The organism is Umezawaea sp. Da 62-37 (assembly GCF_032460545.1).
Taxonomy (GTDB): Bacteria; Actinomycetota; Actinomycetes; order Mycobacteriales; family Pseudonocardiaceae; genus Umezawaea.
Map to the genome: position 1 here is coordinate 1,556,538 of NZ_CP135965.1, position 18,651 is coordinate 1,575,188.

The 18,651-nt window shown below is 73.9% G+C and carries 18 protein-coding genes; 4 read left to right on the forward strand and 14 right to left on the reverse strand.

The features are described from left to right. Positions 1-92: 92 nt before the first annotated feature. Together RM788_RS06545 and tatA are read left to right on the forward strand one after the other, a co-directional pair. On the forward strand, positions 93-608 hold the full coding sequence (locus tag RM788_RS06545; RefSeq protein WP_315930607.1) for a hypothetical protein: 516 nt from the start codon (positions 93-95) through the stop codon (positions 606-608). 64 nt (positions 609-672) lie between these two features. Next, positions 673-831, forward strand: coding sequence for a Sec-independent protein translocase subunit TatA (tatA, locus tag RM788_RS06550; protein ID WP_315930608.1), 159 nt, complete (start codon positions 673-675; stop codon positions 829-831). Positions 832-841: 10 nt separating this feature from the next. On the opposite strand, the gene dacB is transcribed toward tatA, so the two are convergent. Continuing rightward, positions 842-2,431 (reverse strand): D-alanyl-D-alanine carboxypeptidase/D-alanyl-D-alanine endopeptidase, encoded by a 1,590-nt coding sequence (dacB, locus tag RM788_RS06555; protein ID WP_315930609.1) that lies wholly within the window; start codon positions 2,429-2,431, stop codon positions 842-844. Positions 2,432-2,707: 276 nt separating this feature from the next. Between dacB and RM788_RS06560 the strand changes: the two genes are divergently transcribed. Next, positions 2,708-3,328, forward strand: coding sequence for a helix-turn-helix transcriptional regulator (locus RM788_RS06560; protein WP_315930610.1), 621 nt, complete (start codon positions 2,708-2,710; stop codon positions 3,326-3,328). A 109-nt stretch (positions 3,329-3,437) separates the two neighbouring features. On the opposite strand, the gene RM788_RS06565 is transcribed toward RM788_RS06560, so the two are convergent. Genes RM788_RS06565 through RM788_RS06610 form a run of 10 tightly spaced genes read right to left on the reverse strand, consistent with a single transcriptional unit; the run spans position 3,438 to position 13,523 of the window. Then, positions 3,438-4,196 (reverse strand): ABC transporter ATP-binding protein, encoded by a 759-nt coding sequence (locus RM788_RS06565; protein WP_315930611.1) that lies wholly within the window; start codon positions 4,194-4,196, stop codon positions 3,438-3,440. Next, positions 4,193-5,131 (reverse strand): ABC transporter ATP-binding protein, encoded by a 939-nt coding sequence (locus RM788_RS06570; protein WP_315930612.1) that lies wholly within the window; start codon positions 5,129-5,131, stop codon positions 4,193-4,195. The genes RM788_RS06565 and RM788_RS06570 overlap by 4 nt, the downstream gene beginning before the upstream one ends. Further along, complete coding sequence (locus tag RM788_RS06575) at positions 5,128-5,925, reverse strand: ABC transporter permease (protein ID WP_315930613.1); 798 nt, start codon at positions 5,923-5,925, stop codon at positions 5,128-5,130. The genes RM788_RS06570 and RM788_RS06575 overlap by 4 nt, the downstream gene beginning before the upstream one ends. Then, entirely contained in the window at positions 5,922-6,854 is a 933-nt protein-coding gene (locus RM788_RS06580) for an ABC transporter permease (RefSeq protein ID WP_315930614.1), read from the reverse strand. The genes RM788_RS06575 and RM788_RS06580 overlap by 4 nt, the downstream gene beginning before the upstream one ends. A gap of 13 nt (positions 6,855-6,867) precedes the next feature. Continuing rightward, entirely contained in the window at positions 6,868-8,451 is a 1,584-nt protein-coding gene (locus RM788_RS06585; protein WP_315930615.1) for an ABC transporter substrate-binding protein, read from the reverse strand. Then, positions 8,448-9,626, reverse strand: coding sequence for a DUF917 domain-containing protein (locus tag RM788_RS06590; protein ID WP_315930617.1), 1,179 nt, complete (start codon positions 9,624-9,626; stop codon positions 8,448-8,450). Before RM788_RS06590 ends, RM788_RS06585 begins: the two co-directional genes overlap by 4 nt. Next, a complete protein-coding gene (locus RM788_RS06595; RefSeq protein ID WP_315930619.1) occupies positions 9,610-11,205 on the reverse strand; it encodes a hydantoinase/oxoprolinase N-terminal domain-containing protein in 1,596 nt (531 codons plus the stop codon). Before RM788_RS06595 ends, RM788_RS06590 begins: the two co-directional genes overlap by 17 nt. Then, on the reverse strand, positions 11,202-11,909 hold the full coding sequence (locus RM788_RS06600; protein ID WP_315930620.1) for an aspartate/glutamate racemase family protein: 708 nt from the start codon (positions 11,907-11,909) through the stop codon (positions 11,202-11,204). The genes RM788_RS06595 and RM788_RS06600 overlap by 4 nt, the downstream gene beginning before the upstream one ends. A 1-nt stretch (position 11,910) precedes the next feature. Continuing rightward, positions 11,911-12,222, reverse strand: a complete 312-nt coding sequence (locus RM788_RS06605; RefSeq protein ID WP_315930621.1) for a PucR family transcriptional regulator — start codon at positions 12,220-12,222, stop codon at positions 11,911-11,913. Beyond that, positions 12,186-13,523, reverse strand: a complete 1,338-nt coding sequence (locus tag RM788_RS06610) for a hypothetical protein (protein WP_315930623.1) — start codon at positions 13,521-13,523, stop codon at positions 12,186-12,188. The genes RM788_RS06605 and RM788_RS06610 overlap by 37 nt, the downstream gene beginning before the upstream one ends. Before the next feature lie 363 nt (positions 13,524-13,886). On the opposite strand from RM788_RS06610, the gene RM788_RS06615 reads away from it, so the two are divergent. Continuing rightward, positions 13,887-14,957 carry an LCP family protein gene (locus RM788_RS06615; protein WP_315930624.1) on the forward strand — a complete coding sequence of 357 codons (1,071 nt, stop codon included), beginning with the start codon at positions 13,887-13,889 and terminating at the stop codon, positions 14,955-14,957. 11 nt (positions 14,958-14,968) lie between these two features. Here the strand turns inward: RM788_RS06615 and RM788_RS06620 are convergent, their stop codons facing one another. The 3 genes from RM788_RS06620 to RM788_RS06630 all read right to left on the reverse strand — a co-directional run bounded on the left by RM788_RS06620 (position 14,969) and on the right by RM788_RS06630 (position 18,501). Next, positions 14,969-15,304: a DMT family transporter gene (locus RM788_RS06620; RefSeq protein WP_315930625.1), complete on the reverse strand. Its 336-nt coding sequence runs from the start codon at positions 15,302-15,304 to the stop codon at positions 14,969-14,971. A 28-nt stretch (positions 15,305-15,332) separates the two neighbouring features. Beyond that, the gene (locus RM788_RS06625) at positions 15,333-15,512 is read right to left on the reverse strand and encodes a hypothetical protein (RefSeq protein ID WP_315930626.1); all 180 of its coding nucleotides are present in this window, start codon (positions 15,510-15,512) and stop codon (positions 15,333-15,335) included. Between the two features lie 394 nt (positions 15,513-15,906). Continuing rightward, the gene (locus tag RM788_RS06630; RefSeq protein ID WP_315930627.1) at positions 15,907-18,501 is read right to left on the reverse strand and encodes a choice-of-anchor D domain-containing protein; all 2,595 of its coding nucleotides are present in this window, start codon (positions 18,499-18,501) and stop codon (positions 15,907-15,909) included. Positions 18,502-18,651: the final 150 nt, after the last annotated feature.

Sequence of the window (18,651 nt, forward strand, 5' to 3'; positions counted from 1 at the left end):
CGGGTGGCTCGCGCCCGCCAGCGGCGGGAACCGGGCACACCGGTGCTAGACCTGCCTGCCGTCCCCGCCCTCCAACGCGAAAGGCCGCGCCCTTGCTCTCCGCCGGAACACCGCGCTTCTGGTTGGTCGTGCCGATGCCCGCCGGGCCGCGGTCGCGGCACCACTCCCCCACCGCGATGGCCATCCCCTCCACCCTGAGCTTCCACCAGGCGGGTCCGGACGTGGCGGTCCCGATGAGCCTGGCGGCGCGGCTCACGCCGCTGGGCGTGCACCGGGTGGTGTTCTTCGGCGACCTCACGCGGAACCTGCGGGAGCGCGGCGTCGACTGGCCGCTGGTGGGCGTTCGCGACTGGCACCGGTCCATCGCCGCGTTGGCGCGGCTGTCCGAGATCTGCCCCGTGGTGCCGGTGTCGCGCTACGAGCACGGTCTCCTGCTCGATCCCGCGGCCGCGGTGATCCGCGCCCTCAACGGTGACGGGCACACGATCTCCGAGGGCTTGCGCAAGACGCTGCGCCGGACGCTGCTGAAGTACTGGGCCGCCACGAACGGGCTGGACCCGACGGGCCGCCGGGTGCCGCGGCTGGGCAGACGCGCGCGCACCGCGTGACGGCGCGCCCGACGAACCCCCGGTGTCCACTAGGACGCCGGACCGAGATGGAGGAGAGTCCGCCGTGGGCACGTACAGCCCGAGCCATTGGCTTGTCGTCCTGCTGCTCGCCGTCGTGCTGTTCGGGGCCAAACGGCTCCCGGACGCTGCGCGCGGCGTGGGGAGGTCGTTGCGCGTCTTCAAGGCCGAGCTGAAGGACGGTCAGGAGGAGTCCCACCCCTGACCCCGGTCCGTCAGCGCCGCTGCTGGACGAGCGCGGCGATGTGCGACAGGTCGGCGGCGACGTCGAGGATGTCCGCGACGTCCGGCACGCCCAGGTTGCCCACGTAGACGGCGAAGGCGAGCTGCCTGCCGTCGGCGGCGTCCGCGAACCCGACCAGGGTCTCCGCCTGCACGGTGACCCGCTGGTTGGCGAGGTCGCCGCCCGCGACCGTGCCGGTCTTGGCGAACACCCTGCCCCGTGCGGGTGAGTCCTTCTCGTCGCCGCCGATCGTGCCGTCGACGCCCAGGATCGGCAGGCTGTCCTTGAGCCGCTGGTAGTCCGGGCGGGTCGTCCAGTAGCGCAGCAGGGCGGTGGCGGCGGTGGGGGTGGTGAGGTCGCCCGCGGCGCCGCCCCTGCCGTCGGCGAAGGAGAAGCCCGCGCCGTCCACGCCGTGCGCCCGCAGGAATTCGCCGACCGCGGCCACGCCGTCCTCGCAGTCCGTGCTCGCGCGGTGGACGGCGAGCAGGCACATGTCCGTGTCCGCGCCGAGGTTGTGGCTCATCTTGAGGATCAGCTTCGCGTACTCGGAGAAGGGCGCGGAACGCAGTTGGGCCACCTGGTCCTCGGCGCGGTAGCCGTCCTTGGCGGGCAGCAGGTCCACCGGGTTCGGGCCGGTCGCCTCGACGTCGACCTCCACACCGGCGCGGCGCAGGGCGTCGACGAACGCGGTGCGCGCGTACCCCTCGGCATCGGTGACCTGGACGGTGTTGAGCACCCCGGAACCGCGGGCGGGCACGGTGCCGGTCACCCTGATGGTGCCGTCGGCGTCCATCACCGACGTCACCGCGGGCGCGCTGCCCTCCGCTCCCGTCGTCACCGACGCCTCGAGGCGCGTGGCGCTGGTGACGGGGCGCAGGGTCACCGCCGCCGGGACGCCCGCGGCCGTGCCGGGCGACACGGACACGTCCACGACGTTCTCGTTCACCATGACCGGCGAGAGCGGGATGCCGGAGAGCGGGTTGTCCGACCGGAACAGGCGGGCGTCGACGACGACCTGTCCGCCGATCCGCAGCACGCCGGAGTCCTTCACCTGGCGGGCGAGGGAGTCCAGGCCGGCCAGCGGGTCCTGCGGGGTGAGCTGGGCCAGGGTCGGGAACGAGTTCGCCTCCATGTGGTCGAACGCGCTGACCGCGATCCGGTCCCCGTCGGCCCGGCCGCCGAGCACGAGGTCGCCGGAGCCGACGAGCACGAGGTCGCCCGCGAGCGTGCCGTCGGCCACCTCGACGCGCTTGTAGACGGGGGTGGTGAACCGGTGGTCGGGACCGAGGGCGTCCCAGGTCGCGGTCACCGAGAACAGCTTCGTGGTGGAGCCGGGGATGAAGAGCTGGTCGGGGTCGAGGCTGCTCAGCACCTCGCCGGTCTTGGCGTCGGTCACCAGCATCCCCCACCGGCTGTGCTGGTAGCGCTGTCCGTCCATGACCTGGCGGACGGCGTCGGGCAGCGCGAGGGCGTCGCCCTGGCGGCCCGCGCCCGCCCGCACGACGAAGACGGCACCGACCCCGAGGACCACCACCGCGGCCAGCGCGGTGATCAGGACGGATCGACGGCTCCACGGCGACATGCGGACCTCCACGGGATGGCGATCCACCGACCGTACGAACGCCCCCGTGGGCGTGGTGGGGGCCGCCGGTCAGCCACAGGGGCAGCCGGCGCTTCCCTTCGAGGAAATGTGACAACCCTTCATGTGCACGCTTTGCACAGGGCGCACCGGCGATGTGTCGTGTTTACACGGAGCATTCTCGTTGAACGGCGAATTAGAGTCGTGCTCTCACCCGGCCACGGAAGACGAAGTCGAAGAAGTGCAGGGGAAGTACCGGATCGAATACGAGGAGTGACGATGTCCCGAATTCCAGTCGTCGTGCGCGGTACCGACCAGATGCTCCAAATGGGTGTCATCGCGGCACTGCGGTTCCAGACCGAGATCCAGCTCCTCGAATCCCAGGACTTCCCGGAGGACGGGGTGTCGATCGTCATCGGCGACGCGCTCGACGAGGACCTGTTGAAAGTGCTCCGCGAACTGAGGGCCGAGGGGTGCAGACGCTCGGTGCTGGTCGTGCAGTCGCTCGACGACACCGAGATGATGGAAGCGATCGAACTGGGCGTGTCGGTGCTGGTCTGGCGCTCGCAGGCCACGTCGACCCGGCTGACCAACGCGGTGGAGAAGGCCGCGGCCGGACACCCGGAGCTGCCGCCGGACCTGCTCGCGAGGTTCCTCTCGCACATGGCCAGGGTGCAGCGCGAGGGCGTGGGGGTCACCGCGAACGCCTCCGGGCTGCTCAACCGCGAGGTCGCGGTGCTCCGGCTGGTGGCCGACGGCATGGACACCAAGGAGATCGCGAACTACCTGAGCTACTCGGAACGCACGATCAAGAACATCCTGCACGACGTCACCAACAGGTTCCACCTCCGCAACCGTTCGCACGCGGTCGCTTTCGCGATGCGGGAAGGCCGGCTCTGACGACGTGCGCCGCATAGGGGAAGAAGAGGTCCACACCATTCGATCGGGCCTCTTCTTTGTTTAACCGATTTCGTCGACCACGGCAGGGGGCGGCGCGATCACGCGCCGATCAGGACAGCGGCGGCAATTCCGAGGCCCGGAACAATTCGCCGACGGCCGGATGGGGTGACGCGCGCAATTCCTCCCGCGTCCCCCTGGCGATCTCGCCACCCCCGTGCAGCACGAGCAGCCGGTCCGCGACGTGGCAGACCAGCGGCAGGTCGTGGTCGACGAACACCAGCGCCAGGCCGAGGTCGTCGCGCAGGTCGGTCATCAGGTTGACCACCTGGGCGCGGGTGGAGACGTCCAGCGCGCTCACGGACTCGTCCGCGATCAGCACCCGCGGCCGGAGCCCCAGCGCCCGGCCCAGCACGACGCGCTGCGCCTGCCCGCCGGACAGCTCGTCGGGATAGCGGTCGGCGACCGCGGCGGGCAGGCGCACGAGGTCCAGCAGCCCGCGCACGTGGCGGTCGCGGTCCCGCTTCGCGATGAGCCCGTGCACCAGGGCGGGTTCGGTCAGCGCCTCCGCCACGGTGGTCCACCGGTCCAGCGCCGCCGGGCAGTCCTGCGGGACCAGCTGCACCGCGCGGTGGAACACCCGGCGCTGCGCCCCGGTCAGCCGCCTCACGTCCCGGCCCTCGAACACCACCTCACCGGAGGTCGGCCGCAGCAGTCCGGCCAGACATCCGGCCGCGGTGGACTTCCCGCTGCCCGACCGCCCCACCAACCCCAGGGACTCCCCCGCGCCGATCGTCGCGGAGAGCCCGCGCAGCGCGATCCGGGTGCCGTGCACGACCGTCGCGTCCACAAGCGACAGCACGGCCGTCATCCCGCCACCACGTGGCAGGCGACCCGCCTGCCCGTGCCCACGAGTTCCGGCTCCACCGCGCACACCGGCCGCACCAGCGGGCAGCGGGTCGCGAAGGGGCAGCCCTCCGGACGGTCCTCGGGCGGCGGCATCACCCCGTCGACGGCTCGCAGACGGGCCCTCGGCCGCGCGGGATCGGGCAGCGCCGCCACCATCCCGACCGTGTAGGGGTGCAGGGGGCTCCCGATCACCTCGCGCACGGGGCCGTGCTCGACCACCTTGCCCGCGTACAGGACCGCCACCTGGTCGCAGGCGCGGGCGACGAACCCGAGGTCGTGCGACACCAGCAGCAGCGCCATCCCGCGCTCGCGGCCCGACGACGTGAGCAGCTCGGCGATCTCCGTCCTCGTCACCGGGTCGAGCGACGCGGTGGGCTCGTCGGCCAGCAGCACGGACGGTCCGGCCGCGATGGTCGTGGCCAGCGCGGCCCGCTGCGCCATCCCACCGGACAGCTGGTGCGGGTACGCGTCCAGCACCCGGGGCGGCAGACCGACCGACGCCACCAGGGCCGCCGCCTCGGCCCGCGCGTCCGTGCGCGACACCGCGCGGTGGGCGCGGATCGTCTCCACCACCTGCCGCCGCACGGTCGTCATCGGGTTCAACGCGTGCGCCGCGGCCTGCGGCAGGTGCGCCAGGCGGGCGCCGCGCACCCGGCGCCAGTCCGCGGCCGACAGACCCGCCAGCGGCGTTCCCCCCAGGTGCACCGAGCCCTCCACCAGGCGCACACCGGGGGGCAACTGCCCCATCACGGCCCGCAGCAGCAGGGTCTTGCCCGCACCGGACTCCCCCACCACGCCCAGCGCACCGCCCTCGGGGATCGACAAGGAGACCCCGCTCAGCGCGCGGCTCCCGTCCGGCAACGCGACCGCGAGGCCGTCGACCCGCAGCGCGCTCACGAGGCGGCCCCGCGCGTGACCCGGTCCCCCGCCACCCCGACGCACAGGGCGACGGCCACGATCGCCGCCGCGGCGGCCCCCGCGGGCAGCCAGCCGCGGCTGAGGTAGGGCTGCGCCTCGGCGATCATCGCGCCCCACTCGGGCAGCGGGGGCTGGACGCCGACCCCCAGGTAGGACACGGACGCGATCAGCACCAGGTTCCCGGCGAAGTCCGCGGTGCCGTAGGCGATGCACGGCCGCGCGGCGTGCGGCGCGACGTAGCGCAGGACGATCCGCCGGGCGGGCAGGGCGAACCCGCGCTGCGCCTCGACCACACCGGAACGCGCGGCGACCGAGGCCTCCGCCGCCGCGATGCGCGCGTAGGGCGCCCACCCGGCCGCGGGCACCGCGATCAGCAGCCCGGTCAGGCCGGGGCCGGTGACCGCGAGGAGCCCGACCACGAGCACCAGGGACGGGAACGCCGCCACGGCGTCCACCACGCGCAGCACCGCCGCCGCCCGCCATCCCCGCCACCAGCCCGCTCCGACACCCACCGCGGTGCCGACCAGCAGGGGGACCAGCGTGACGACCAGCGCCAGCAGCACATCGGTCCGGGCGGCGTGCAGCACACGGGACAGCACGTCGCGGCCGAGGTTGTCCGTGCCCAGCGGGTGCGCGACCGACACCGGCGCGAACGCGGCGGTCGTGTCGACGGCCGTCGGCGAGTACGGCGCGAGCAGCGGGGCCACGACCGCGAACACGCCCAGCGCGACGAGCACCAGCGCACCGCGCGTCGGCCACCGGCGCCCGGTCACCCGCGCACCCGCGGATCGAGCGCGGCTCGGGCCAGGTCGATCGCGACGTTGGCGAGCACGACGGTGACCGCGAGCAGCAGGCACACCCCGCGCACCACCGGGAGGTCCCTGGTCCGCACGGCGTCGAGCAGGGTCTGACCGAGTCCCGGCACCACGAACACGTTCTCCAGCACCACCGCGACGCCCACCAGCCCGCCCAGGCTGACCCCCACCAGCGCCAGCACCGCGGGCCACAGCGAGCGCACGACGTGCGAGACCAGCACCCCGCGTGCGGACACCCCCCGCGCCTCGGCCGCCAGCACGTGCTCCTGCGCCAACGCGGCCACCGCCTGCGTGCGCACCGTCCGGGCCAGGACCGACCCGAACAGCAGGCCCATCGCGACGGCGGGCAGGACCAGCCCGGCCAGCGCCCGGTCGCCCGTGCCGTAGCCGCCGACCGGGAACCACCCCGTCCGGACCGCGACCACCTCCAGCAACAGCCCGATCCAGAACGGCGGCAGCGCCGTCCCGGACACGGCGAGGACGCGCACCACGTGGTCCAGCGGCGTGCCCCGGAAGCGCGCGGACACGACGCCGGCGAGGACACCGCCGACCACGCCCAGCGTCACGCCCATCACCAGGATCGCGGCGGTGGGACCGGCCGCCGCGACGAGCACCTCCCCGACGGGACGGCGGGTGACCGCGGACAGGCCGAGGTCACCGCGCGACAGCCCGGTGAGGAAGGCCAGGAACTGCTCGGGCAGCGGGCGTTCCAGCCCCAGCTCGCCGCGCCGCGCCGCGACGACTTCCTCGGACACCGTCGAGCCGAGGACCGCGCGGACGGGGTCGCCGGGCACGACGCTCATCAGGACGAAACTCGCCGTGACGACGAGCAGCACCACCGGCACGGACACGAGGAGTCGGCGCAGGGCGTAGGAGAGCACGCTCACGCCCCGTCCCCGGTCACGTCGAAAGCCACACGTCCTCCAGCCTCCACCACCCGGTGCCCGTGGTGCGGAGCCCGCCGACCGCGCTCCGCCTGCCGGTGGCCGCCGACAGGAACACCAGAGGCACCACCGGCGCCTCGTCCAGCGCAAGCCGCTGCGCGTCCCGCAGCAGCTGCGCCTGCTCGGCCGGATCGGTCGCGGCGCTGCCGCGGCGCACGAGTTCGGCGAGCCCGCCGTTCACGTAGGACGTGTGCATGCCGTTGTTGGGGCTGTCGACCGTGTAGTGCAGCAGGGGCATCTCCCAGGGCGAGGTGACGTCGGCGGTCTCGAACCCGAGCAGCGCCGTGAAGTCCTGCTTGGCGTAGCGGTCGACGAGGGTGGTGAAGTCGACCTTCTCGATCCGCGGGTCCAGGCCCGCGGCGCGCCAGCCCTGCTCGACGATCTGCGCGGTGGCGACGGCGACGGAGTCGCCACCCGAGACCAGCAGCGGGACCTGACGCCCCTCGGCCCCGGCCTGCGCGACCAGCTCCGCGGCCTGCCGGGGGTCGTAGGGGTAGCGCGGCACGTCGGCGGCCCAGTCGCGCTGCTTGGGCACCGTGCTGTTGGCGATCTCGCCGATCCCGAAGTAGGCGGCGCTCAACACCGCTTCGCGGTCGACGGCGAGGTTCAGCGCCCGGCGGACCCTCCGGTCGGCGATCAGGGGGTCCCCGTGCTCGAGGTAGATCGTGGACAGCCCGTACACCGGTTCCACCGCCACGTCGACGCCGTCGGCGCCGTCGAGCCGGTCGACCTGGGTCAGCGGGACGGCCTCGACCACGTGGACGTCGCCCGACCGCAGGGCGAGCACCCGCGCGTCGTCGCTGTCGACGATCGGGAACTCGACCCGGTCCAGGTGGGGCCGGTCGGCCTTCCAGTAGTGCTCGTTGCGCACCAGCACGGTGCGGTCGCCTCGACGGGAGGACTCCACCCGGAACGGTCCGGTCGCGACCGGACCGCTCCCGACGGCGTCGGGGTTCGCGGTCACGGCGGCCCGCGACACGACGCCCGCCGCGAAGATCGTCAGGTTCTCCAGCAGCGGCGGGTGCGGTTGGGCCAGTTCGACCTCCACCACACCCGTGCCGGGGGCGCGCACCGCCGTGACGGAGTCGAAGAGGAAGCCGTAGGCGGTGTCGGGCGCCCGTGCGCGGTCGAGCGAGAACACGACGTCCTGTTCGGACAGCGCGCTGCCGTCGGAGAACCGGACGCCGTCGCGCAGCCGGAAGGTGTAGATCCGCCCGTCCGGGGACACCGCCCACTCCCGAGCGAGGGCGGGCTCGACATCGGACGAGTCGGCGCCGATCGTCACGAGGGTGTCGACGACGTTGTAGAGGATGAAGATCGACCCGTTGTCCCCGGCGCGCACCGGGTCGAGCGTCACGACGTCCTGGTTGCGCGCGAACACCAGCTGCCCGCCGCGCACCGGCGTGGTCCCGGAGGTGACCGGGGCGGTCTCGCGGGAGCACGCGGCGATCCCCGCCAGCCCGGCCAGCCCGGCCAGCCCGGCCAGCCGGAGGAAGCGCGCCCGGCTCAGCAGGACCGCGGGCGTGTCGGCGCTCGTCATGAGTCGGGTGGCCTCCTGCCGTCGGTGGACCGGTGTTCCGCCGACTCGGGGTCGAGGTAGGCCGAGCCGTCCCAGCTGAGCACCGGGTCCACCCGGATGCCGAACGCGGCGGGCACCACGAGCGGCAGGGCCTCGGCCCTGAGCCAGTGGGGGTGGCAGGGGAAGCGCAGCACCGACACCTGCTGACCCAGCCGGAGCCGGTCGATGTCCAGGGCGACGCCGGAGGAGGAGACGAGGAAGAGGACGTCGGGCACGGTGGCGACGACGTTCCCGTCGACCGCGACCACCAGGTACTCCTGGAGCATGTCCACCCGCGCCACGCGGAAGGGCTCCCGGTCCTCCCCGAGCACCAGGACGGCGGGCTCGTCCGGGGTGCGGGCCCGCGCGATCTCGATGACGGACCCGTGGAAGAGCAGGTCGGCGTCGAGCGCGTCGGCGAGGTCCCGCGGGGTGCGCTCGGTGGCCCGGTCGCGGAACCGGGCGAAGGCGCCGCCCTTCCGCACGGCCTCGCTGATCGTGCCGGGCAGCCCCTCCACCGCCAGCCGGTCCGCTTGCACGAGGTGCACGCCGAGCGCGGCCCAGCCGCCCATCTGGACCACGACGCTGCCCGCGATCCGGCTGGCGCTCGCGGTGTTGTCGGTCTCGACGAACACCAGGTCGCCCATCGGGCACATCAGCGCCAACGGGTTGACCGACCACCCGAAGGCGGCGAGGGTGGTCTGCTCCAGGTTCGGGAAGGCGCGGCCCATCGCGTCGCCGTCGACGAGCGGCAGGCCCAGGTGCAGCGCAGCCAGCACGGCGGCCACCGCGTTCTGCCCGCCGACCTGGAGGCAGCCGATCGCCCCCAGCTCCACCCCGGCGCGCTGCGCCAGCGCGGCGGCCACCGCGGCGATCTCCACCCCGGTGGGCAGCTTCTCGCTCATCGTCAGCGGCGCGCCCATGAAGGCGACGTGGGCCACCCAGGTGTCGGCGGGCAGGCGTTCGGCGGGCACGACGGGGATCGGCGGCCGTCCGGTCAGCGCCAGCGCGGCCAGGGCGGCGAGGATCTCCACCCGGCCGCCCCCTCCCGAGCCGATCAGCGTCGCACCGAGGGCGAGGTGGTCGAGCGCCTCCCGGTCGATGGCGTGCACGGGGTCGGCCGCGTTGCGCAGCGCCGGGTCACCGGGCGACGGCACGAGGCCCCCACTCCGCGTCGGGCTGCTCCTGGCGGAGCGCCCCGTCGAGCTTGCCGACCGCGCGGACGCGGATCCGCACGGCGTTGCCGGGCAGGTAGGGAACCGGCTGGGCGTCCTGTTCGACGATGCGGACGGTGCCGGGATCGGCGCCCGCCGCGACCACGCGGTCAGCGGCCTCCTGGCACGCCCGGTCGACCTGGTCGGCCGCGCCGCCCGTGGGGACGGGTGCGATCCGGTCCACGTGGCTGCCGACCAGCGCCATCGCGGCGCCGACGGCGTTGGCCGCGTGCCCGTGGTCCGGGCGCACGACCTCGCGGCCGGGCACGAGGTCGTCCGGCACCAGGAACGCGGCACCGCCCACGGCGACGATCGGCACGTCGGCCGTCGACGCGCACATGACGCGCGCCTCGGCCGCGATCCGCGCCCGCACGTGGTCGAGCACGTCGCGGACGTCCCGGTCGGGCAGGTCGGCGACGCGGGCGGGGTCGCCGATGTCGAGCAGACCCGCCGCCGCCGCCACGTCGGTGACCGTCAGGGTGTCGCCGCCGAAGACGCGCGCCTTCCGGAGCAGCCCGCTCGCCACGGTGTCCGGTCCCGCGCCGACGGGCGGGCCGAGCCGGACGACGCTGCCGCCGCCCACGGGGATGGACAGGATGTCGGGCATGCGGAAGTTGGTGATCAGCCCCGCGGTGCTGACCTCGTCGACCGCGAGGCGCGGGAACCCGTCGTGCAGCACGCCGATGTCCGTCGTGGACCCGCCGACGTCGACGACCACGCACCGGTCCAGTCCGGACAGGCTGCCACCGCCGAGGATCGAGTTCACCGGTCCCGACGAGAACGTGAAGATCGGGTACAGCCTGGCCCGCTCCACGTCCATCAGGGTGCCGTCGTTCTGGCTCAGGTAGACCGGCGCCCTGATGCCGAAGATCCGCACGACGTGCACGAGGCCCTCCAGCACCCGGTCCGCCAGCGGGCGCAGCGCGGCGTTGAGGGTGGTCGCGTTCTCGCGCCCCAGCAGGCCGAGCTGGCCGATCTCGGACGAGCGGCTCACCACCACGTCCGGCAGGCGGTCGGCGAGCATCTCGGCCGCCTCGACCTCGACGTCGGCGTTGACCGGGGAGAACACCGAGGACAGCGCGACCGCGCGGATGTCCCGCGCGGCGATGTCCTCCATGATCCGGCGGAACGCCGCCCGGTCGAACGGCATGATGTCGCGGCCGTCGAACTCGTGGCCGCCACCGCAGAGGTAGCTGGTCCCGCCGATGGCCCGCACCAGCCGCTCCGGCCAGAAGACCAGCGGCATCAGCGTGTGCGGCGCGGGGATCGTGAAGCGGACGATCGCGGTCGGCGCGAGCTCGCTCGCGGTGACGGCCGCGTTGAGGAACTGCGTCGTCCCCATGACGACGGCGTCGACCCGGTCGCCCCGCAGACCGGTCCCGATCACCAGCGCGGACAGCGCCTCGACGATCCCGGTGCGGATGTCCGCGCTGGTCGGGCGCTTCGCCGTCCCGAGCAGCCGGTCGCCGTCGACCAGCACGGCGTCGGTGTGGCTGCCGCCGACGTCGATGCCGATCCTCACCGACGTGCCCGCCGGACGTAGGTGACACCGCTGGAGCCGAGCCCGAGGTCGTGCTGCATCCGCAGCCAGGCCAGCGCCGTGCGGGTGGGGTCGACGACGGGGACCGGCAGGCCCTTGGCCAGGAGCGCGTCGCCGAGCGCCGCGGCGACACCCAGCATGCCCGTGCACCCGAGCACGATCGACTCGGCCCCGTCGCGCTCGACGAGCGCGGTGGCCTGGTCGAGCAGGGCGCGGGCCAGTTCGTCCTCGCCCTCCAGGTCGAGCACCGGGATGTCGACCGAGCGGATGCCGGCGAAGCGGTCCGCGAGCCCGTGGCGCCGGACCAGCGCGCGGATCATGGGCATCACGTCCGGCAGGACGCACACCACGCCGAACCGGTCCGAGACGCTCATCGCCGCCAGGACGGCGGGTTCGAACCCGCCGACCACGGGGATCCCGACCAGTTCCCGCGCCGCGGGCACCGCCGGGTCGCCGAAGCAGGTGACGAACACCCCGTCCACACCCTCGGCGGCCGCCCGCTCCACCTCCTGGAGCACGCCGGGCAGCGCGAGCGCCTCGTCGTACTCGCATTCGATCGAGGCAGGTCCCGCGCCGATGGCGACGACGTCGGTCTCCACGCCCGCTACGGCCCCCGCGGCGAGTTCCGCGCGGACGCGGTCGAGCAGTTCCGGCGCTGTGACCGGTAGTACGACGCGAACGCGCACGTCAGGCCTCCGCTTCGGCGATGCGGCATGCGAGGGACAGGGCCAGGCGCTCCTCGGGGTCGTCCAGGTCGACGTCCAGGAGCTGGCGGATCCGCGCGAGGCGACCCGACACCGTGTTGCGGTGCAGGTTGAGCGCGTCCGCGGTGAGACCGAGGGAGGAGCGGTTGTCGAGGTAGACCCGCAGGGTGTCGAGGAGCAGGCCGCCGTTCACGTGCCGCAGCGGGGACAGCAGCGAGTTCGCGTACGCGACCGCGTCGGACGACTGGCGCACGGCGGTCATGATGCGGGCCGCGCCCAGGTCGTCGATGTGCACCACCCGTTGCCCGGCGGGCTGGGTGCGCCCGAGGTTCGCGGCGTCCCGCGCCTCCCCCAGCGTGGCCGCCAGCCCCGAGATGCCCCCGTGCGGCCTGCCGACGCCCGCATGCGCGCGCCAGGAGCGCGGCAGCTGGCCGAGCGCGCGGTCGACCAGGTCCAGCAGTTCGACCTTGTCGAGCGCGCTGCGTTCCGACTGCGCGGTGACCCAGGAGGCCACCCGTCCTGGAGTTCGACCACCTCGTTGGTGAGCTTCGCCGAGTGCAGGACGCGGCGCACGCGTTCGGTCTGCATCAGCACGACGTCGCGCCGGGCGCCGCCGAGCCCGGAGTCCGACATCCCCACGAAGAACCCGGTGTGCCAGCCCAGCAACTGCCAGCCCGCCGCCACGGCCTGCTGGGCGATCTTCTGGCTGGTGTCGTCGCCACCGCTGATCAGCTCCGTCAGCAGCCGTGAGCGGAACCGCGAGTTGCGCTCGGCGCCGAGCCGTTCGTCGACCAGCCACGCCGCGATGGTGGGTTCGAGGATCGTGAGCAGGTCGGAGGTCGAGTCGATCCACGGCCTGGTGGCCGCCGGGACCACCGCGACCAGCCACACCTCCCCGCCGCGCAGCGCCTTGGTCTGCACGGGGTGCAGCACCAGGACGCCCTGCTCGACCGGGATCTGCTGGGGCACCTGGTGGTCCAGCCGCGCCGCGCGCGGGATGTCCACGGGCTCGCCGATGAGCAGCGATCCGTCACCGGCGACCACGGTGGCGCGCAGGCCTGTCACCTGGGCGAACGTGCGGAGCACCGACTCGCCGGTGCGGTGCCGCGCGCGCAGGGCGCGGACGAGCGACCTGAGCTGCCGGGCGCGGCCCACCTCCGGTGAACGGATGGCCACCGCGAGCGAGTGCGAGAACGATCGGGGGTCGGGGTGGTCGACGCTCAGCAGCGGGAGCCCGAGCCGGTCGGCGAGGCGCGTGGTCGACACGACGGGGCGGCCCGCCGAGCCGAGCAGGAGCACCGCGGCCGCGCCGCCCGACTTGGCCGCGTGCAGCCCGGCCTCCAGGCGGTAGGCGGGCACCGGCTCGCGCGATTCGAGGATCACGAGCGCGCCGTCGCAGGCGCCGACCCCGTGCTCGTTCCACCAGACGACCTCCTCGACGACGTTGTCCGAACACGACTGGCCCGCGAAGACGACGACGTCCCGGAACTGGGGCGTGGCGATGAGGTCACGGATGGTGACGAGATGTCCGATCGGGGCCATCGGGCTGTCGATGTCGCCCTCGTCGTCGGCAGGCTCGATCATCGCGGTGCTCATACGTTCACCACCTCACCCGTTCCACCTGCGGATCGGCGCATCCGCCCAGGAGCGACGACCACGTCCACGACCACCGATGTTGCACAGACCGACCGGTCTGGCGCAAGCCCGATCGGTCCTGCCGGTTGAGCCGTTCGGCCCCCAAGATCATGTGTTCGGCCAAGTTACCCCGCCTGCCGCGTCACCGCGAGTGACAACGATCGAGGTTCATCCGAGGACTACCCGATCGGTCTGCCCGATCGTGCAAGCCGATCGGACGCCGTTCGCCCGCCGCGCATGTGGACGGTTTCCCGCCCGGCCGCGCCGGCCGTTCGCGCAGCCTTGGCGGTGATTCCCACCCACCTGCCAGAGGAAGGCCGCGCCATGACGTTCGCGCCTCGTCCGAACGCGGTTCGACCGCGTCGCTCCCGCCACCGCCTCACCCGCGGGCGGCGTTCGCGCACCCGCGGGCTGGTCCTGTCCGCGGCGGTGGCGGTCGTCGTCGTGCTGCTGCTCGGCAGCGCGTGCGCCGCCTACCTGGTGTGGAGCACCTCGGCGTCGGTGACGCGCGCGGACGGCGTGCTCCGACCGGTGCCGCCCTCGGTCGCCCGCGACACCGTCGGCGGGGAGAACTACCTGGTGATCGGGTCGGACTCGCGGCAGGGGCCGAACGGGGCGTACGGCGACGTCGAGGGGGCGCGGTCCGACACCACGATGCTGGCCCACATCGCGGAGGACGGGTCGCGGGTGACCTTCGTCAGCCTGCCGAGGGACTCCTGGGTGGACGTTCCCGCGTGCCCGCGCGGCGACGGGACGGTGTCCGAGCCGTACCGGGGGATGCTGAACTCCGCCTACGCCACCGGTGGCGCCGCGTGCGCGGTCGACACCGTGCAGCGGCTGACCGGCCTGCGGGTCGACCACTACGTCGAGTTCGACTTCGCCGGGTTCAGCGCCGTGGTGGACGCGCTGGGCGGGGTCGACGTCGCCGCGCCCGACGGGCGGGCGGTGTCCGATCCGGACAGCGGACTGGAGATGACCGCCGGGGTGAACCACCTCGACGGCGAACGGGCGCTCGCCTACGTGCGCGCCCGGCACAACCTGGGCGACGGGTCCGACCTCGGGCGGGTGGAGCGCCAGCAGCGGTTCGTCGCGGCGGTGGCGCACTCGGCCGCCACGGCCGACAAGCTGCTCGACCCCGTGGTCGTCGTGGACCTGGTGAAGGCCGTCGCCGAGCACACGACGCTGGACACCGGCACCCGGCTCACCGAACTGGTGGGGCTCGCGCGGGCCGTCAGCACGGGGTCCGCCCGGCTGGTCCTCACCACCGCCCCCATCGCGACTCCCGACTACGACCCGGAGCACGACGAGATGCACGGCGGGGGTCGGGTGCTGCTCGACGCGGAGGCGGGTGACGCGCTCTACCACGCGCTCGCGCAGGACCTGCCGGTCGGCTGACCGCCCGCGCCTCAGGCGATCTCGGCGGATGTGGTGAACGAGACCAGCGCGACCCCGAACGAGATCACCACGAGCCCGACGACCGTGGGCCAGGCCAGGCCCTCGCCGGTCAGCCACCGGTTGACCAGCGCGACGAGCGCGATGCCGCCGCCGGACCACACGGCGTAGACGACCGGGATCGACAGGCCCATCCTGACGACCTGGGCGTCGAGGTAGAACGAGATGCCGTAGCCGACCACCACGCCGAGGGCGGGCAGCAGCCGGGTGAAGCCGTCGGAGAACTTCATGCACATGGTCGCGAACACCTCGAACAGGATCGCGACGCCGAGCAGCGTCCACTTCAGCACGCCGGGGCACCGCGGGGAATCGGGGTGCTCACGCCGCGGACCGGTCGCGCGGAACCGACAGGACCGCGGCGGGGCGCCCGGTGTCTGGACCCAGTTCCTCCAGCATGATCTCGTCGAACCGCGTGCCCGCTCGGCGCAGCGCGCGGATGACCAGGAACGTCGGGGCGGACGCCGCGGCGGCGAGCCCCAGCAGCAGTGGGATGTCCATGCCACCACAGTGTCCCGCCCTGACGGCGGGGACAACGTCCGGCGGTGCACCCGCGCCGCCCGGACGGGCTACCCGATCGGGCACGGGTGATCGGGCACGGGTGTTCAGGTACCGGTGTTCAGGTACGGGTGCCCGGTCGCCGGATGCCCAGCACCCGGCGAAGTCGGGTGGCTTCGCGACCGGCGAGGTCCAAAGCCCAGCACCCGGCGACGTCCGGGGCCTTCTCGTCCCGCGAAATCCGGGCTCGGCGACCGGTGACATCCGAGGGGCTTCGCGGTCGGCGACGTCCAAGGGCCCAGCGTCGGGCGAAGTCCGGGGCTTCTCGTCCGGCGAAGTCCGGGGGCCCAGCGGCCAGCACAGTCCGGCGGCTCAGCGACCGGCGAAATCCGGATGCTCAGCGGCCGGCGAAGTCCGGGGGCTTCGCGGTCGTCGTGGCGACCAGCAACGACGTGCTCGCCAGCACCTGTCCCGTCGTCGAGCGCACCTGCACCGGGAACACGCCGGTCTCCGCCTCCCTGCCGACCGGGTAGGAGGCGGTGAAGCGCCCGGCCGCGTCGGTCCTCGCGGGCACGGTGAGCCCATCGGGGGCCAGCACGACCGACACGGCGGTGTTCGCGGGCAGGCCGGTGGCGGTGACCAGCACGACGCGGCCGGGCCGGGTCACGGCGGGCGACACCGCGAGCGACACGGCGACACCCGCCCCGGTGAGCAGCAGGGCCGGTGCCTGGCCGTCCGCCGTGGTCACCCGGAGCAGCGCGTCGCGACGCCCCGCGCCCGCGGGTGTGTGGGTCACCGAGACCGCGCAGGACTCCCCCGCCTCCAGCACGCGGGCCGCGCAGCCGTCGGAGGTGACGGCGTAGTCGCCGGGGTAGGCCGTGCCACCCGGCAGGGTGGGCAGCAGCGAGGCCCCGGTGAGGTCGAGCGGCTGCCCGCCGCGGTTGGTGAACACCAGCGTCCGCGGAGGGCTGGTGGCGCCGACCGGGCTCTCCCCGAAGGCCGCCTGGGCGTCGTCCACGGCCAGCACGCCCGCCGCGGCCGGGTCCTCCGGCTGGTCGGGTTGCGGCTCGTCGGGCTGGGGTTCTTCCGGCTGGGGCTGATCGGGGTTCGGCTGATCGGGTTCCCCGGTGGGGGTGGGAGTGGGGGTCGGCTGGTCGGGAGCGACACCGACGGCGTTCAGGCCGTAGGTGGCGATCTCGGCGCCGCCGGGGTCCCTCAGCGACAGGGTCGCCGTGCGGTTCCCGCTCGCGGTGGGCGTGAACCGCACCGTGACCAGGCACTGCCCGGTCTCGTACAACGTCGTCCCCGCGCACGTCTGGTTCTGCTCCAGCGCGAAGTCCCCGGCGTCCGGCCCGGTCACCACGGGCTGGCCCAGCGGCAGCGGGCCGAACCCGGTGTGGGACACGGTGGCGACGACGCTGGAGGCGGCTCCGACCACCGTGTCGGGCAGCGCGCCGCCCGCCACGCCCGCGGACGGCGTGAAGCGGCGCGAGTAGACGTCGGCCACGCCGTTGGTGTCGGAACCGGCCAGCGTGGACTCGGAGGACTGGAACAGCACCTCCGCCCCCGTGCCGGTCAGCGCGGGCAGGTAGTTCGGCAGCAGGGTCCCGCACTGCGGCGGCCCCCCGCAGACCGCCTGCACGGAGGCCAGCGCCGCGGGCAGCCTGCCGAGGCCGTCGGCCTCGCGCTGGACGTCCACGACCACGTCCCGCACGACGACCTGGCAGGTCGTCAGCGAGTCGTCGGACAGACCGGGGTACCCGCACGGGGGCGCGTCCCCGAGGTCAGCCCCGTCGTGCATGCCCGCCGCCGCCGTGAGGAACGCGACGTAGCGCCCATCGGCGGACAGCGACGGGCTCCCGCCGGTGCCGGGGGTGCCGTCGGTCTTCCTGGAGACCAGTGTGGACCGGAACGGCTCACCGTTGTTCTGCGTCCACCGCACGCCGTCGTCGTCGGGGTCCAGGTCCACCACGTAGACCTGGGTGTCGGTCCCGGTGTCCCGCCAGTCGAAGGCGATCGTCATCCCGTCGGCCGACACGGCGACGCGCCGGTCGACCAGCGTCCCCTTGAGCCACTGGCCGTCCGGCCCCACGTCCACCCTCTCCAGTTGGCCGGTGGCGGGCGTGTAGCCGAACACGGCACCGGGCGGGCTGTCCTCGGTGTAGTCGGCGGACACGACGACGTAGTCGCCGTCGCGGGAGGTCGTGGGCCAGTGCGTGAACCCGAGCGATCCCGCGTAGTCGGCGAAGTCCGCGGCGGCGGGGGGTTGGACGCGGCCGGTCTGGTCGCGGGTGAGCCCCACCGCCCGCATGGACCCGCCCTTGCCGGGCGCGACCCACACCACGACGCTGCCGTCACCGGAGACCTTCGGCTCGGTGGCGCGCGTGGCCGTCGGGTCCGACGGGGCGGACAGGGCGTTCGGGTCCCCGACGTAGGTGCAGTAGGTCTCCCGCCGGTTGAGCGCGGCGTCGAACTCGTCGTAGACGCCGTCGTTGTCGGTGTCCCGGTCGCACAGGTACACGTCGACGCCGGCGGGAGGCGACTGCTGCGCGTCCACGCCGACCGCGTTCGTGAGCACGGCGACGTAGCGGCCGTCATCGCTGACGGAGACCCTGGTGGTGCTCGCCCCGAACACCGACTGCCCGTTGCCGGGGTCGACGGTCCCGACGGGACTGGCGTTCGCGATCCCGACGAGCGAGGTCTTCCCGGTGCGGCGGTCCACCGCGTAGGCGTCGGTCTGGGAGGTCGGCGAATTGTCGAGCGGATCGGCGTTCTGCGTCGTGAGGAAGACGGCGTACCTGCCGTCCGGGGTCACCGCGGGTTCGGTGCTGGCACCGGTCCACTGGCCGCCGTTCTGGTCCTGGGACACGCGCGTGGTCCCGCCGGGGGCCACCGCCCCCTGCGCCACCCCGCTGCCGGGCAGCACGGCGAGGACGAGGACGGACACCAGCGCGAGGTGCGCCGCGGCGCGGCGGCGGGATCGGGACGACACCCGACCAACCGTCCGCTCACCCGACCGGCCGGGCAGCCGGGGCACGGGCAGCCTTTCGCGTCCGGCTCTGCACGATCGGCCTGCCCGCACGGGCACGCGGGCACCGCCACCTCGACCCGACGATGAAGTCCTCCGAGCCGGAGTCCGCGC

Coding starts and splice junctions, on each gene's coding strand:
- RM788_RS06610 (WP_315930623.1), bottom strand. CDS start 13,523: ATGAGCACCGCGATGATCGAGCCTGCCGACGACGAGGGCGACATCGAC.
- RM788_RS06585 (WP_315930615.1), bottom strand. CDS start 8,451: ATGACGAGCGCCGACACGCCCGCGGTCCTGCTGAGCCGGGCGCGCTTC.
- RM788_RS06615 (WP_315930624.1), top strand. CDS start 13,887: ATGACGTTCGCGCCTCGTCCGAACGCGGTTCGACCGCGTCGCTCCCGC.
- dacB (WP_315930609.1), bottom strand. CDS start 2,431: ATGTCGCCGTGGAGCCGTCGATCCGTCCTGATCACCGCGCTGGCCGCG.
- RM788_RS06625 (WP_315930626.1), bottom strand. CDS start 15,512: ATGGACATCCCACTGCTGCTGGGGCTCGCCGCCGCGGCGTCCGCCCCG.
- RM788_RS06565 (WP_315930611.1), bottom strand. CDS start 4,196: ATGACGGCCGTGCTGTCGCTTGTGGACGCGACGGTCGTGCACGGCACC.
- RM788_RS06560 (WP_315930610.1), top strand. CDS start 2,708: ATGTCCCGAATTCCAGTCGTCGTGCGCGGTACCGACCAGATGCTCCAA.